This is a genomic window from Luteibacter sp. UNCMF331Sha3.1 (genome assembly GCF_900109915.1).
In the GTDB taxonomy this organism is placed as follows: domain Bacteria; phylum Pseudomonadota; class Gammaproteobacteria; order Xanthomonadales; family Rhodanobacteraceae; genus Luteibacter.
Map to the genome: position 1 here is coordinate 706,228 of NZ_FOBU01000002.1, position 14,770 is coordinate 720,997.

Sequence of the window (14,770 nt, forward strand, 5' to 3'; positions counted from 1 at the left end):
CGCGGAACGGGTGGACATGCACTCGTCGTCGAGCGGTGAGGTGGCCCGCAGGCGATGGGGGTTTGCCGCTAGCACCCATCGCCAGCGGGCTGGCTCCCACCAGTCAAAGTGCGCGCTCTGCGCGCGTCACGTCGCCGATTGAAGTGCATCGTGCGGTAGCCGCGGAAACGACGTGATGCGCAGCTTCGCGCCCGCGTATGGCACAAGCCGGAGCGTCGTGACCGGGTCGCCGTCGGCGATCACTTTCGCCGGCACCGGGTCGGCGGCACCTTCTTCCGCTTTCCACGCCACGAGTCGTCCGTGCACGGTGAGTGTCACGGCCGGCGTCGCGCCGGCGAACGGTCGCGTTCCGACGGCATGTCGCTCCATCGTGCCTTCGGGGGCGACGGCGTAGTTCCATGGCGTGGTGGGATACACCTGCCAGTCGTCGGTAAGCCCACGCTTGCGCCATTTGACCCATGCTTCGCCGATCGGCAGCGAAAACACGAGCGCACCGCGGTGGAAGCTGATCGAGTCGTTGAATCCCTTTTCGGTCACGACGTCGGCCGGAAAGGATAGCTCGATGCGGTCGCCTTTCTTCCACTGCCGATCCACGGTGAGGAAGCCCTGGCCGGCGACGGCGGCGATCGTCTCGCCGTTCACCCGCACCGATGGCGAGCGGCACCACGCCGGCACGCGCAAACGCAGCGGAAAGGCGACCGGCGACGCGGGTCGCATCGTCATGGCGATGTCGTCGCGGAACGGGTAGTCGGTCTCCTGCTCGATATCGATCGCCACGCCGCGCACCGTGGTGCTGACACGGCAGGGCGCATAGAGCGTGGCGGCGAGTCCGCCATCGGCGCTCGCCATCCAGAGGCTCGCGGTCAACTTGGGCCAGCCCTGATGGAAGTTGGCGGTGCAGCAACCGAAATGCGGGTCGAGGCCGAACAGGTTCGCCTCGGGACCGTTGGTGGTCCACGGACGTTTGTGCAGGCTGCATTCCACCTGATTGGGCTGCTGGTCGTACTGGTGCGCCCACATGTCGTCGGTAAACGCGGCGGGAAGCGCGTTGTAGGCGATGCGCTCGATGCGGTCGCCCAGCGCGGCGTCGCCCGTGATGGCCAGCGCCGTTTCGAGCGAATACATGGCTTCGACGACCGCGCACAGTTCGACACCTTGCGACGGGCTGCGTCCGGCCAGGTGTTCGTCGGCGGAAAACATGCCGTTCGGTTGCCCGTGGTACTGGTCAAGCTGGGCCAGCTGGTGGGTCACGGCGGCACGGTCGTCCGCGTCGCGCGACACCAGCGACCACACCGCGGAAGCTTTCAGCGCCTGCGCGATGTTCACCCCGTGCACCTGCAATCCGTCGTCTTCCATGAAGGCGTTCTTGCGCTTCGCCTCGACCATCTTCGCGTCGGTCTTGTCGTGGAAGGGGAAGGTGGCGAACATGCCCTGCCAGTCGTAACCCTGTTTTTTCAGCAGCGCCGCGAGTTCCAGCAGTTTAGGATCCTGCGTGCGCGCATGCAGCCAGACGATGGACGCCACCTCGTCCTGCCAGCGCATGCGGCCCCAGTCGCGCAGGGGGCGGGCCGGCAACGCGCCCAGCTGGTAGTGGAAATACCGTGTCATGAACGGCACGACGCGCGCATCGCCGGTCAACTCCTGGTACTGCGTCAGCACCTTCAGCATGACCATGCGCGGCCACCAGTCGTCGTTGCTCTTCGGACCGAACATGCCGTTCGACCACGGGTTCTCGAGCGTCCAGTCGATGAAGCGTTGTGCCTTCGCTTTCAGTTCCGGCGAGTCGAGCTGCCATGCGAGGGGCAGCAGGCCATCCACGAAGTACGGACCACGCTCCCACGATTCGCCGTCGCCACCGAGCCAGCCGCTGCGCGGACCGAGATCGGGCCAGGTCTCGTCCACGCGCCCACCGAGGCCGGCGGCCTGGATGTCGAGCTGGCGCTTCAGCCAGCCTGAGGGGCGGATCGAGCCTGCCGGAAGAAACTGGAAGGGTTGCGGTGCGAGAGGGGCTTTGGGAAACGTGGCGACGTCATCGCGCTTCGTCGTTGCACCCGTCGCTTCGGCCGGCAGCCAGGGCGTGAGTGCCCCGAGGACGGAGGCTTTGAGAAAGCCGCGGCGGCCGGGAAGGTTGGAATCGTGCATTCGGACACATCCCCTCGCTTTGAACCCAGCCGACACCATGGAGGATTTTCCGCGGGATGAAAAGCGCGAGGTGTCTCGAAATCGGCGTGTCAATCGCGGAGAGATGGCCCGCTGACGCGGGGTCGCCGATGCGATCGGCTCCCCGCCGCGTGGTTGGCAGCGGTGTCGCTAAAACCGATTGCATCGACGTGGATCCCGGTTTTCACCGGGATGACGGTGAGGCGGTGGTCGGCGTTTCGCAAAACGGCATCGAGCGGCGTCGGTGTTCGGTGGGAGTCGGGGTGCGTCGTCCTTGGAGCGATTCCGCAGGGAGGCGAATGCCGGACGAGGACTTAGCGACCAGGATGACGTGCTCCGGCTCCGTGCCTCAGTCCGCCCGAGCTCGCCGCGATGGCGCAGCCGAGTCGCCCCAAAAGAAAAAGGCCCTGAAAGCGTGCTTTCAGAGCCTTGAATCTTCGAATTTTGGTCGGGGAGACAGGATTCGAACCTGCGACTTCTACGTCCCGAACGTAGCGCTCTACCAGGCTGAGCTACACCCCGTGGGAGCCGCGTATATTAGCCATGGTGGGTGTCGTTGGCAACAGGTCGTCGCATATTTTTTACATCGGCGCGGCCGGGGCGTCCGCGGCCATCTGCTAATCTATGCGGCTGCCGCATGGCGGCGCCCGTACAGCCTGTCCGAAGAGGAATTGCATGGCACTCACCCCGGCCCGCACCATGCCCGGTGTCCTCGAGCTCCTTCCGCTCGACCAGATCGCGTTCCAGCGCATGCTGGACACGATTCGCCGCAACTACGAGCGTTTCGGCTTCCTGCCGATCGAGACGCCGGTGATCGAGCATAGCGACGTGCTGCTGACCAAGACCGGCGGCGAAACCGAGCGTCAGGTCTACTTCGTGCAGTCCACGGGCGCGCTCGGCGCCGCCGAGAAGGGTGGCGTGCCGGAACTGGCGCTGCGTTTCGATCTGACGGTGCCGCTGGCGCGTTACGTCGCCGAGCACGAGCACGACCTCAGCTTTCCGTTCCGTCGTTACCAGATGCAGCGCGTCTACCGCGGCGAGCGCGCGCAGCGCGGTCGCTTCCGCGAGTTCTACCAGTGCGACATCGACGTGATCGGCAAGGATTCGCTTTCGGTTCGATACGACGCCGAGATCCCGGCCGTGATCTACAGCGTGTTCAAGGAACTGAACATCGGTGCCTTCACCATCCAGCTCAACAACCGCAAGCTCATGCGCGGCTACTTCGAGAACCTCGGCATCGCCGACGCCGAGCAGCAGATGCTCGTGCTGCGCGAAGTCGACAAGCTCGACAAGCGCGGCGCCGACTATGTGCGCGACACGCTCACGGGCGACGCGTTCGGCCTCGCGGCGGACGTGGCCGGGAAGATCCTCGCCTTCGTCCAGGTGCGCTCCACGTCGGTCGACGACGCGTTCGCGAAGCTCGACGCGCTCGGCAGCGGCTCGGAAACCTTCGAGCAGGGCAGGGCGGAACTCAAGGAAGTCCTTGGCCTGATCCGCGACTTCGGCGTGCCGGACTCGCATTTCGCGCTGAATCTTTCGATCGCGCGTGGCCTCGATTACTACACGGGCACGGTCTACGAGACCACCCTCAACGATCATCCCGGCATCGGTTCCATCTGCTCGGGTGGCCGCTACGAGAACCTCGCGGGGCAGTACACGAAGTCGCACCTGCCGGGTGTGGGCATTTCGATCGGTCTCACGCGCCTCTATTGGCAGCTGCGCGACGCCGGCCTGATCTCCACCGCGCGCAGCACGGTCGATGTGCTCGTCACGCAGATGGACGCCGCGCAGATGCCGGCGTACCTCGCGGTGGCGTCGGAACTGCGCAACGCGGGCATCGCCACGGAAGTGGTCCTGGAAGGCGGCAAGCTCGGCAAACAGTTCAAGTATGCCGATCGCGCGGGCATCCGGTTTGTCGTGGTCCTGGGTGAAGACGAGATCGCCAAGGGCGTCGTCACCGTGAAGGACCTCCGTCGCGAGGACCAGTTCGAAGTGGCACGCGCCGATCTGGTGAAGACCCTTCGCGTCGAGCTCGCTCAAGCCGAAATCGGTCGCTGATTTCCCCTCCTTTCCACGCACGGCCGCACACCATGACCAGCAGCATCCTTCTCGACGGCCGTAGCCTCACGCGCGCCCAGGTCGCCACCATCGCGCGCAAGGGCGCCAGCATCCGTCTCGACGAGGCGCAGCTGCTCAAGGTGAAGCGCGCCGCCGACTTCCTCGCCGAGAAGGTGGGTGGCGGCGAGCCGATCTACGGCGTCACCACGGGCTTCGGCAGCAATGCCGACAAACTACTCGGCGCGCATCGCGTGCGCGACGAGCTGCCCGGGGGCAATCCGGATCCCCAGCAGGGCACGCTGCTCGAAGAGCTGCAGCACAATCTCATCATCACGCACGCCGTGTGCGTGGGTAAGCCGTTTTCGGTGGACGTGGTGCGCGCGATGCTGGCCATTCGCGTCAATACGCTCATGCGCGGTCACTCGGGCATCCGCGTCGAAACGCTGCGCGCGCTGGCCGAGCTGCTCAATCGCGACGTGATCCCCGTGATCCCCGAGAAGGGTTCCGTGGGTGCCAGCGGCGATCTCGCGCCGCTGTCGCATCTGGCGATCGTGCTGCTCGGCGGTGGCGAAGCGTTCTACAAGGGCGAGCGCATGACGGGCGCGAAGGCGCTCGCCGCCGCCGGCCTGGAGCCGGTGCGCCTGTCGTTCAAGGAGGGTCTCGCCCTCAACAACGGCACGACGCAGATGCTCGCCACCGGCGTGCTCGCGCTCGACACCATGGACATGCTGATCCGCACGGCCGACCTCGCGGCCGCGATGACGCTCGACGCGTTCGCCGGACGCACCGGCGCGTACGCGGAAGAAGTGCACGCGCTGCGCCCGCATCCCGGCCAGGTGGCGGCGGCGCGCAGCATTCGCGGCCTCCTCGACGGCTCGACGCTCGCGGACATCGCCTATCACCTCGTGCCGCGGTTCCGGCCATGGCTCGCCGATTCGTGGACGGATCCGGCGGATCAGGCCCATCGCTTCGATATCGGCTGGGACTGGGTACCCGCCACGCAGCGCCATGGCAAGGAGGCGTTCTACTCGCGCTTCCTGCCGTTCAAGGGTGGCAAGAAGCATCAGCCGCAGGATGCCTACTGCCTCCGCTGCGCGCCGCAGGTGCATGGCGCCGTGCGCGACGCGTGGGAGCAGGCGTGCCGGGTGTTCGACGTCGAGCTCAACGCGGTCACCGATAACCCGCTGGTCTTCCCGGACGCCGAGAACGCCCAGGTCATCGAAGACCAGGTGATCTCCGCCGGCCACTTCCACGGCATGCCGCTCGCCCTGGCGATGAGCTACGTGAAGGCCTCGATCCCGGTCCTCGCGTCGATCTCCGAGCGCCGCACCGCGAAACTCGTGGACCCGGCGAACAACGACGGCCTGCCGGCGTTCCTTATCGGCAACGAGGACGCGACGGATTCCGGCTTCATGATCGTGCAGTACACCGCCGCCGCGCTGGTCAACGACCTGGCGACGCGTTCGCATCCGGCATCGGTGTACTCGGTGCCGACCAGCGCGAACGCGGAAGACCACGTGTCGATGGGTGCCAACGAGGCGCGTCACGTGCTCGAGATGACCGAAGACCTCGGCCATGTGCTGGCGATGGAGCTGTACACCGCGGCGCAGGCGCTCGAATACCGTCAAGACATGCTCAACGCGGCGCGCACGCTCGCGCACCGGGGCGACTGGCAGGCGCTGGCGTCCAAGGTGTCCGGCGCGCCGCGCCAGGATTCGCCGCATTACGCGCGTTTCGAAACCGAAGTGCGCGCGCTGATGGATGCGTTGGCCGCAGCCGACGACTTCCATGGCGGCGTGGCGGTTCGCGACGCGTTGTCGATGCTGCGGGAGCATGTCGCCTTCATGCAGCGGGATCGGGCGATGGACGGCGACGTGCGTGCCGTGTGCGACCTGGTGGCGTCGGGTCGCCTGGTCGGCTAAGGCGCGAACGCGTAGTCGTCGGCCGCGGCCTCCATCGCCGGCGACCAGTCGTCGAGCGAGCCGGCGCGGATGCCGGACAGGAACTGATAGAGCTGGGCGTCGTTGACGAGGCCCAGCTTGGCCATGGCCGAGCGCTTCTGCCGGCTGATGGTCTTGAAGCTGCGCCCCATCATGTCGGCGATGGTGGCCTGGTTGTAGCCCTTCGCATACGCCTTGAGCACCTCGATTTCCCGGCGCGACAGCCGGGTGGCGATCTCCTCGTCGCCCGAGGCGCAGTCGGCCTCGTGGAAGAGCCGGCGGATCGCCGGGCTGAGGTAGGAGCGCCCCACATCGGCCGCGTGCACAGCCACCGGGATGTCGCGCAGGTTGGTGCGCTTGTCGAAGATGGCCGCCACGCCCATGTCGAGCAGGCTGCGCAGAATGGCCGGGTTGGAAAGCATCGTCAGCACGACGATGCCGGCGTCGGGGCGCAACGCGCGGATGCGCCGGATCATCGGCATGCCATCGGGCTGCGAGCCCTCCGGCATCGCGAAGTCGGTGACCACGACATCGCAGGGGCACTCGGCGAGCAGGTCGAAGAGGGCGTCGGTGTCGTGTGCGCGGGCCACGACGTCGTAACGGTGCGCCTTCAGGATGGTTTCGACTCCGGCGACGACGACGGGGTGATCGTCGGCGATGATCACGGAACTCGGCATGGTCGGGCTCGCGGCATGGAATGCCCCCCATCTTGGCGAGCCGTTGACTCGAAATATATGGAAGAAAAGCGCAATTTCCTGTGGGCGCTTGCCTCGCCCCCGGGACGGGGGTTACGATGGGTTATCGTATTAATGCGTTAGTACATTATGAAGCGTCGCTCGATCGATCCCGAAACCCCGGCCGACTCGGCCGAAACCAGCCTCTGCGAGGCCCTGGCGGCCCTTTCGTCGGTCGACGAGATGCGTGCGTTCCTGCACGATCTCTGCACGCCGGCGGAAATCGAGGTCATGGTCGACCGCTGGCGCGTGGTGCCGCACTTGCTGGAGGGGCGGTCGTACCGCGAGATCCACGAGCGCACCTCGGTCAGCATCACCACTATCGGCCGCGTCGCCCGGTACCTCAATCAGGGCAGCGGGGGCTACATGGCCGCCGCGGCGCGCCGCAATCCCGGCGGTGCGGCATGAAGGCGCGGGACCGCCTGCGCATCGCCATGCAGAAGTCCGGCCGGCTCACGGAGCCGGCGCAGGAACTGCTGGCGCGGTGTGGCCTGAAATTTCGCCAGAGCCGCGACAAGCTGTTCTGTTTCGGCGAGGGCGAGCCGGTCGACCTCCTGCTGGTGCGCGACGACGACATTCCCGGCCTCATCGCCGAAGGCGTCTGCGACCTCGGCATCGTCGGCCGCAACGTGCTCCGCGAGTTCCAGCTGTCCAGCGTCGACAGCGGTGCCGATCTGCGCGAGCTGCGTTCGCTCGGCTTCGGACACTGCCGGCTGTCGATCGCCGTACCGCAGGAAGACGCCTACGACGGCCCGGCGCAGCTCGACGGGCAGCGCATCGCCACGTCCTATCCCGGCTTGCTTGGCGAGTGGCTGCGTTCGAACGGGGTGGACGCGAAGGTCGTGATGCTGGCCGGTTCGGTCGAGATCGCGCCGCGACTCGGTACCGCCGACGCCATCTGCGACCTCGTTTCGAGTGGCGCCACGCTGGTCGCCAACCAGCTGCGCGAAGCCGCCGTGGTGGTGGAGAGCGAGGCCGTGCTCGCCGGGCATCGCGAGTTGCCATCGGACGAGCGCGGCGAGATCGCCGAACTGCTTCTCCGTCGGCTGGACGGCGTGATCCAGGTGCGCGATTCGCGCCTCATCCTCATGCAGGCGCCGCGCGACGCGCTGGCCGCCATCACCCGACTGCTGCCCGGCGGCCCGGTGCCGACGCTCACGCCGGTCGACGGCGCGCCGGATCAGGTCGTGTTGCAGGCGCTGTGCGCGGGCTCGGTGAGCTGGCGGCAGCTGGAAGACATGAAGCGCGCCGGTGCGCGCGACATGCTGGTGCTGCCGGTGGAGAAGATGCTGGCATGAAACGAATCGACTGGAAGACGCTCGACGAATCCGGCCGCGACGCCGCGCTGGCGCGTCCAGCGCAATCGCGCGCCGCCGAGCTCCGCCTTGGCGTGGAGGCCATCGTGGCCGATGTCCGGGCGCGCGGCGACGTCGCGCTCGCGGAACTCACCGCGCGCTACGACGGTGTCGCGCTGGCGACCCTCGCGGTGGAAGAGCGGGAATTCGCCGACGCGGAGGCGCGTCTCTCGCCCGAGCTCAAGGGCGCAGTACTCGACGCGATAGGTCGCATCGACACGTTCCACCGCGCGGCCGCACCGCAGCCGGTCGCGGTCGATACCGCGCCGGGTGTTCGCGTGGAACGGGTGTTGCGTGCCATCGGTCGCGTGGGCCTCTACGTGCCTGCCGGCGGCGCGCCGCTGCCCTCCACCGCGATGATGCTCGGCGTGCCGGCGGCGATCGCCGGTTGTCGCGAGGTGGTGCTGTGCACACCCGTGCAGGCGAACGGCCGCTGCGACGACGCGGTGCTGTTCGCCGCGCGCGCCGTGGGCGTCCATCGCGTGTTCAAGCTCGGCGGCGCGCAGGCGATCGCGGCGATGGCGTATGGCACGGCGACCGTGCCACGGTGCGACAAGCTCTTCGGCCCCGGCAACGCGTGGGTCACGGAAGCGAAACTCCAGGTCGCCGGCGATCCGTCCGGCGCCGCGATCGACATGCCCGCCGGGCCTTCCGAAGTGCTGGTGATCGCCGACGATGGCGCCGACGCGCGATTCGTCGCGGCCGATCTGCTGTCGCAGGCGGAGCACGGGCCGGACTCGCAGGTGCTGCTGGTCAGTCCGTCGGCGGGGCTGCTAGATCGTGTCGAGGCGGAGGTGGAGCGGCAGCGTGCCTTGCTCCCGCGAGCCGCGGTGGCGGCGCAGGCGCTTGGCGAGAGTCGGCTCGTGCTCGTCGACGATCTCGACGAGGCGCTTCGCGTCAGCAACCGCTACGCCCCGGAGCACCTCATCATCCAGACGGCCGATCCGCGTGCATTGCTCGACGGCGTGGAGTCCGCCGGGTCGGTGTTCCTCGGCGAGTGGACGCCCGAGTCGGTGGGCGACTACTGCAGCGGAAGCAACCACGTGTTGCCGACGTACGGCTACGCGCGCAGCTACAGCGGCGTCTCGGTGGCGAGCTTCCAGAAACAGGTCACGGTGCAGGAACTCACCGCCGACGGCCTTCGTCGCATCGGTCCCTGCGCGGCGACGCTCGCCGAGGCCGAGCAGCTCGAAGCGCACCGCCGCGCCGTCACGCTGCGGCTGGCCGCGATGGATGCGACCGCATGAGCGTCCTCGATCTCGCCCGTCCGGACATTCGCGCCCTCGCGCCCTATTCGAGCGCACGCATGGAGGCGCAGGGCGGCACCGTGCTGCTCAACGCCAACGAGTCGTCGCGCCCGCCGAACATTCCCGGCGGCGAGGGACTCAATCGCTATCCCGATCCCCAGCCGCGTGCGCTGATCGACGCGCTGGCCGACCTCTATGCGACCTCGCCGGATCGGGTGCTCGCCACGCGCGGCAGCGACGAAGCCATCGACCTGCTCGTACGGGCGTTCTGTCGCGCGGGGCAGGATGCCGTGGTGATCTCCCCGCCGACCTTTGGCATGTACGCCGTCTGCGCGCGCATCCAGGGCGCGACGGTGATCGAGTCGCCGCTGGAGCCGTCCGGTGCGCTGCGCCCGGATGCGTTGCTCGCCGCCGTCACGCCCGAGACGAAACTGGTGTTCGTCTGCACGCCGAACAATCCCACCGGCAACCTGGTGGGCCACGACGTGCTGGAAGGACTCGCGCGCGCACTGACGGGGCGTGCGGTGCTCGTCGTCGACGAGGCCTATGCGGAGTTCAGCCGCGCGCCGAGCGCGATCTCGCTGATCGACGCCTACGAGAACGTGGCCGTGCTGCGCACGCTTTCCAAGGCCTGGTCGCTGGCGGGTGCCCGCGTCGGCACGCTCGTCGCGCGCCCCGATGTCATCGGCCTGCTACGGCGGATCATTCCGCCGTATCCGCTGCCGTCGCCGTGCGTGGACGCGGCGCTCGGCGCGCTCTCGTACGAAGGTCGTCGCGTGCAGCGCCACCATCTTCAGGAGATTCTCGGCGAGCGCGCGCGCATGCTGGAGACGCTGCCGACGATGCCCGGCGTGCGCGAGGTGCTGCCGTCGCATGCGAACTTCCTCGCCGTGCGCTTCGACGACGCGGCGGGCGCGTATCGTCGGCTGCTCGCCGCGGGCGTCGTGGTGCGCGATATCGGCAGGTACCCGGGCCTCGGCGACGCCTTGCGCATCACGGTCGGCACGGGCAACGAAAACGACCGCGTGCTCGCCGTGTTGCGGACGGGAGGCGAGGCATGAATCGCAAGATTCTTTTCGTCGACCGCGACGGTTGCCTCATCGAAGAGCCGGCGGACCAGCAGATCGACAGCTACGAAAAGCTTGCCCTGATGCCCGGTGTGATCGCGGCGCTGCAGCGCTGCGTCGCCGCCGGCTACGAGCTGGTGATGGTCACCAACCAGGATGGGCTGGGCACGCCCGCGTTTCCGCAGGAAGCCTTCGATGGCCCGCACGCGTTGATGCTGCGCCTGTTCGCCTCGCAGGGCATCACGTTCCGCGAGCAGCTGATCGACCGCAGCTTCCCCCATGAGGGCCTCGACACGCGGAAGCCGGGCACGGGCCTGGCGCGGCACTGGCTCGCCGACGACAGCTGGAGCCGCGCGAAATCGGCCATGGTCGGCGATCGCGAAACCGATCTCGCCTTCGCCGCCAACATGGGCGTGCGCGGCTTTCGTGTCGGGCCGGAAGGCACCGATTGGGCTGGCGTGGCGCACGCGCTGCTCGACGCGCCGCGTACCGCCGAGGTACGGCGCCGTACCCGCGAGACGTCGATCCAGGTGAACGTCGATCTCGACCGGATCGAGGATCCGGTCGTGCACACCGGGCTCGGTTTCTTCGACCACATGCTCGAGCAGATCGGAAAACACGGCGGCTTTTCGCTCCGCCTCCGCTGCGACGGCGACACGCACATCGACGAACACCACACCATCGAGGATTCCGCCCTCGCTCTCGGGCAGGCGCTGCGCGACGCGCTCGGCGACAAGCGCGGCATCGGCCGCTATGGTTTTTCGCTGCCGATGGACGAAAGCGCCGCACGCGCCGAACTCGATCTTTCCGGTCGCCCGTACTTCGTCTTCGACGGCACGTTTCCCCGCGAGCGCGTGGGTGACGTGCCGACCGAACTCGTGCCGCACTTCTTCCGCTCGCTGTGCGAGACGCTCGGTGCGAACCTCCACCTGACCGTGCACGGCGACAACGCGCACCACATGGTGGAGGGCTGTTTCAAGGCGGTAGCGCGCACGCTCCGGCAGGCGATCCGCCGCGAAGGCGAGGAGTTGCCGAGCACGAAGGGAGCGCTCTGATGGCGGTGGTGCTCGTGGACGCGGGTGGGACCAATATCGGGTCCGTACGGTACGCGCTGCAGCGGCTCGGCACGGATGCCGCGCTGACATCGGACGCCGATGCGATCCGCGCGGCGAGCCACGTCATTCTTCCCGGCGTCGGCGCGGCCGGTCCCGGCATGCGACGCCTGCGCGAGGCGGGGCTCGTCGACGTGCTGCGCGGACTCACGCAGCCGGTGCTCGGCGTCTGCCTCGGCATGCAGCTGCTGTGCGAACGTTCGGAAGAGGGCGATACCGAATGCCTCGGTGTCATCCCCGCGCCGGTCCGTCATTTCGCCGAGGCGCCGGGTCTTCGCGTGCCGCACATGGGCTGGAATCGCTTGCGCGTCACCACGACGCATCCGCTCGTCGCCGACCTGCGCGACGGCGACAGCGCCTACTTCGTCCATAGCTACGCCGTGCCCACCGGCGCCTGGACGATCGCCGAGAGCGATCATGGTGGCGCGTTCGCCGCGATCGTCGCCCATGGCAACTTCATGGGCATGCAGTTCCACCCCGAGCGTTCGGCGGACGTGGGCGCCCGGCTTCTTCGGAATTTTCTTCTGTCATGACACTCCCCATTCCCGCCATCGACCTGCGAGAAGGTCGGGTCGTCCGTCTGTACAAGGGCGACTACGCGCAGCAGACCACCTTCGCGTTCGAACCCGAAGCCCTCGCGGCGAGCTACGCCGACGACGGTGCGACGTGGCTGCATGTCGTCGACCTCGACGGTGCGCGTTCGGGCCGCTTCGAGAACCTTGCCGTCGTCGCGGGCATCGCGTCGGCGGGCCGCCTGCGGGTTCAGGCCGGCGGCGGCATTCGCGACGAGGAAGGGGTGCGCCGTTTGTTCGCGGCCGGCGTGGAGCGCGTGGTGATCGGCAGCCTCGCGTCGCGCGACCCGGATACCGTCGCAACCTGGATCGACCGCTATGGCGCCGACCGTATCGTGCTCGCACTGGATACGCGCTTCCGCGATGGCGTGTGGAAACTGCCGAGTGCGGGATGGACCGCCGACGAAGCGCTGACGCTGGACGATCTGCTGCCGTGGTACCAGGCACGCGGGGCACGGCACGTCCTGTGCACCGACATCGATCGCGACGGCACCATGACCGGACCCAACGCGGCGCTTTATCGGCAGATCGCGACGCTCGCACCGACATTGGACGTGCAGGCATCGGGCGGCGTGAGTTCGCTGGACGACATCGCGGGGCTCGCCATGCAGGGCGTCTCGGGCATCATCCTCGGGCGCGCGCTGCTGGAAGGCGCGTTCGGCTTGCGCGACGCGTTCGCCGTCGCCGCCAGGGCGGACGCGACATGCTGAGCCGGCGCATCGTTCCCTGTCTCGACGTGCGGGATGGTCAGGTCGTGAAGGGCGTGCGCTTTCGCGACCACGTGGTGGTCGGCGAAATCGTGGAGCTGGCGTTGCGCTACCGCGACGAAGGCGCCGACGAACTGGTCTTCTACGACATCACCGCCAGCCCGGAAGGACGCCGCGTCGATCGCGACTGGGTCGAACGCGTCGCGCGCGAGATCGACATCCCCTTCTGTGTCGCCGGTGGCATTCGCAGCGTGGACGACGCGCGCGAGGTGTTGCACGCGGGTGCGGACAAGGTGTCGATCAATTCGCCGGCGCTCGAGCGTCCGGCACTCGTGCGCGAGATCGCCGACGCGTTCGGCGTGCAGTGCGTCGTCGTCGGCGTGGACAGCCTGCAGGACGACGATGGCGAGTGGCGGGTGCGCCAGTACACCGGGGATCCTTCGCGTACGCGCGCGCTGCGCAAGAGCACGCTCGAGTGGATCGACGAGGTCCAGCGGCTGGGTGCGGGCGAGATCGTGCTCAACTGCATGGGCACCGACGGCGTCCGGCGCGGTTACGACATCGCGCAACTGTCGGCGGCGCGTGCCATCTGCCACGTTCCCCTCGTGGCGTCCGGCGGGGCCGGAACGGCCGCGCATTTCGCCGAGGCGTTCGTCGCGGCCGACGTGGACGCCGCGCTGGCGGCGAGTGTCTTCCACAGCGGCGACATCGCCATTCCCGCGCTGAAGCGCGACCTGCGTGCGCAGGGTATCGAGGTGAGACTATGAGTGCGGCGACGCCGGATTTCGCGAAGGGCGGCGGGCTGCTTCCCGCCATCGTGCAGCACGCGCTCACGGGCGAGGTGCTGATGCTGGGTTACATGGACGAGGCGGCGCTGGCGAAGACGCGCGAGCTCGGTCTCGTGACGTTCTTCAGCCGCAGCAAGCAGCGGCTGTGGACCAAGGGCGAGACCTCGGGCGACACGCTCGCTCTCGTCGATGTGCGCGTGGACTGCGACGCGGACACGTTCCTCGTGCGCGCGATACCGGCCGGCCCCACGTGCCATGAGGGCACCACGAGTTGCTTCGGTAGCGATGTCGCGCCGCCGCTGGGCTTTCTTGGCGAGCTGGATGCGCTGGTGAAGTCGCGCTTCGACGATCGACCCGAAGGCAGTTACACCACGAGGTTGTTCCACGGCGGGATTCGTCGCATCGCGCAGAAGGTGGGCGAGGAGGGCGTGGAAACCGCGCTCGCCGCGGTGGCCGAAGACGACGCCGCGCTGATCGGCGAAGCCGCCGACCTGGTGTTCCATCTGATGGTGGTGCTGCGCGCGCGGGGTATCGGTTTCGATGCCGTGGCGGCGAAGCTGGTGGAGCGACACGCCGGCTAGCGCCGCGAAGCTGCGGGAGAAGCTGTGGGAGCGCGCTTGCGCGCGAATCGCTGCTCGCGGCAAGCACCCATTCGCGCGCAAGCGCGCTCCCACACCAGCATCTTGGCTTGCTAGAGGATCGCCAGCACGGCTTCGGGCGGACGGCCGATGGCCGCTTTCGCGCCGTTGATCACGATCGGCCGTTCGATCAGCTTCGGCGTCGACGCCAGCGTGGCGATCAGCGTCTCGCGCGAGGCATCGGCCGGTATGTCGGCGTACCCGGCCTCGCCCTTACGCATCAGATCGCGCGGCGCCATGCCGAGCAGGCCGAGCACATGCGCGATGTCCGCCGCCGTGGGCGGCGTCTTCTGGTAATCCACGATCACCGGTGAAAGGCCTCGCGCTTCGAGCAAGGCCAGCGCCTCCCGCGATTTCGAGCATCGCGGGTTATGCCAGATCGTCAGCACGGG

The 14,770-nt window shown here is 68.0% G+C and carries 14 protein-coding genes and 1 tRNA gene; 11 read left to right on the plus strand and 4 right to left on the minus strand.

Features of this window, described 5'->3' with window-relative positions:
* Positions 1-126: 126 nt before the first annotated feature.
* Complete coding sequence (locus BMX32_RS11500; protein ID WP_089978990.1) at positions 127-2,142, minus strand: beta-L-arabinofuranosidase domain-containing protein; 2,016 nt, start codon at positions 2,140-2,142, stop codon at positions 127-129.
* Positions 2,143-2,605: 463 nt separating this feature from the next.
* Positions 2,606-2,682 (minus strand) — tRNA-Pro (locus BMX32_RS11505).
* A 153-nt stretch (positions 2,683-2,835) separates the two neighbouring features.
* Between BMX32_RS11505 and hisS the strand changes: the two genes are divergently transcribed.
* Positions 2,836-4,218: a histidine--tRNA ligase gene (gene hisS, locus BMX32_RS11510; RefSeq protein ID WP_089978993.1), complete on the plus strand. Its 1,383-nt coding sequence runs from the start codon at positions 2,836-2,838 to the stop codon at positions 4,216-4,218.
* 32 nt (positions 4,219-4,250) lie between these two features.
* On the plus strand, positions 4,251-6,140 hold the full coding sequence (locus BMX32_RS11515) for an HAL/PAL/TAL family ammonia-lyase (RefSeq protein ID WP_089978995.1): 1,890 nt from the start codon (positions 4,251-4,253) through the stop codon (positions 6,138-6,140).
* Here BMX32_RS11515 and BMX32_RS11520 read toward each other — a convergent pair.
* Entirely contained in the window at positions 6,137-6,835 is a 699-nt protein-coding gene (locus BMX32_RS11520; RefSeq protein WP_089978998.1) for a response regulator, read from the minus strand. The two genes, BMX32_RS11515 and BMX32_RS11520, sit on opposite strands and share 4 nt — an antisense overlap.
* Before the next feature lie 147 nt (positions 6,836-6,982).
* Here BMX32_RS11520 and BMX32_RS11525 point away from each other — a divergent pair, with 147 nt between their 5' ends.
* Genes BMX32_RS11525 through hisIE form a run of 9 tightly spaced genes read left to right on the plus strand, consistent with a single transcriptional unit; the run spans position 6,983 to position 14,321 of the window.
* Positions 6,983-7,300: a YerC/YecD family TrpR-related protein gene (locus tag BMX32_RS11525; protein ID WP_089979000.1), complete on the plus strand. Its 318-nt coding sequence runs from the start codon at positions 6,983-6,985 to the stop codon at positions 7,298-7,300.
* On the plus strand, positions 7,297-8,190 hold the full coding sequence (gene hisG, locus BMX32_RS11530) for an ATP phosphoribosyltransferase (RefSeq protein ID WP_089979003.1): 894 nt from the start codon (positions 7,297-7,299) through the stop codon (positions 8,188-8,190). Before BMX32_RS11525 ends, hisG begins: the two co-directional genes overlap by 4 nt.
* Positions 8,187-9,494, plus strand: coding sequence for a histidinol dehydrogenase (gene hisD / locus BMX32_RS11535; RefSeq protein ID WP_089979005.1), 1,308 nt, complete (start codon positions 8,187-8,189; stop codon positions 9,492-9,494). Before hisG ends, hisD begins: the two co-directional genes overlap by 4 nt.
* Positions 9,491-10,555, plus strand: coding sequence for a histidinol-phosphate transaminase (gene hisC / locus BMX32_RS11540; RefSeq protein WP_089979008.1), 1,065 nt, complete (start codon positions 9,491-9,493; stop codon positions 10,553-10,555). The genes hisD and hisC overlap by 4 nt, the downstream gene beginning before the upstream one ends.
* Positions 10,552-11,616 carry a bifunctional histidinol-phosphatase/imidazoleglycerol-phosphate dehydratase HisB gene (gene hisB, locus BMX32_RS11545; protein ID WP_089979011.1) on the plus strand — a complete coding sequence of 355 codons (1,065 nt, stop codon included), beginning with the start codon at positions 10,552-10,554 and terminating at the stop codon, positions 11,614-11,616. The genes hisC and hisB overlap by 4 nt, the downstream gene beginning before the upstream one ends.
* Entirely contained in the window at positions 11,616-12,206 is a 591-nt protein-coding gene (gene hisH / locus BMX32_RS11550) for an imidazole glycerol phosphate synthase subunit HisH (protein WP_089979014.1), read from the plus strand. The genes hisB and hisH overlap by 1 nt, the downstream gene beginning before the upstream one ends.
* Positions 12,203-12,955, plus strand: coding sequence for a 1-(5-phosphoribosyl)-5-[(5-phosphoribosylamino)methylideneamino]imidazole-4-carboxamide isomerase (gene hisA / locus BMX32_RS11555; protein WP_089979017.1), 753 nt, complete (start codon positions 12,203-12,205; stop codon positions 12,953-12,955). The genes hisH and hisA overlap by 4 nt, the downstream gene beginning before the upstream one ends.
* On the plus strand, positions 12,949-13,719 hold the full coding sequence (gene hisF, locus BMX32_RS11560; RefSeq protein WP_089979020.1) for an imidazole glycerol phosphate synthase subunit HisF: 771 nt from the start codon (positions 12,949-12,951) through the stop codon (positions 13,717-13,719). Before hisA ends, hisF begins: the two co-directional genes overlap by 7 nt.
* A complete protein-coding gene (hisIE, locus tag BMX32_RS11565) occupies positions 13,716-14,321 on the plus strand; it encodes a bifunctional phosphoribosyl-AMP cyclohydrolase/phosphoribosyl-ATP diphosphatase HisIE (protein WP_089979023.1) in 606 nt (201 codons plus the stop codon). The genes hisF and hisIE overlap by 4 nt, the downstream gene beginning before the upstream one ends.
* Positions 14,322-14,431: 110 nt before the next feature.
* Here hisIE and arsC read toward each other — a convergent pair whose 3' ends face one another.
* Positions 14,432-14,767, minus strand: coding sequence for an arsenate reductase (glutaredoxin) (gene arsC / locus BMX32_RS11570; protein WP_211664209.1), 336 nt, complete (start codon positions 14,765-14,767; stop codon positions 14,432-14,434).
* Positions 14,768-14,770 lie beyond the last annotated feature (3 nt).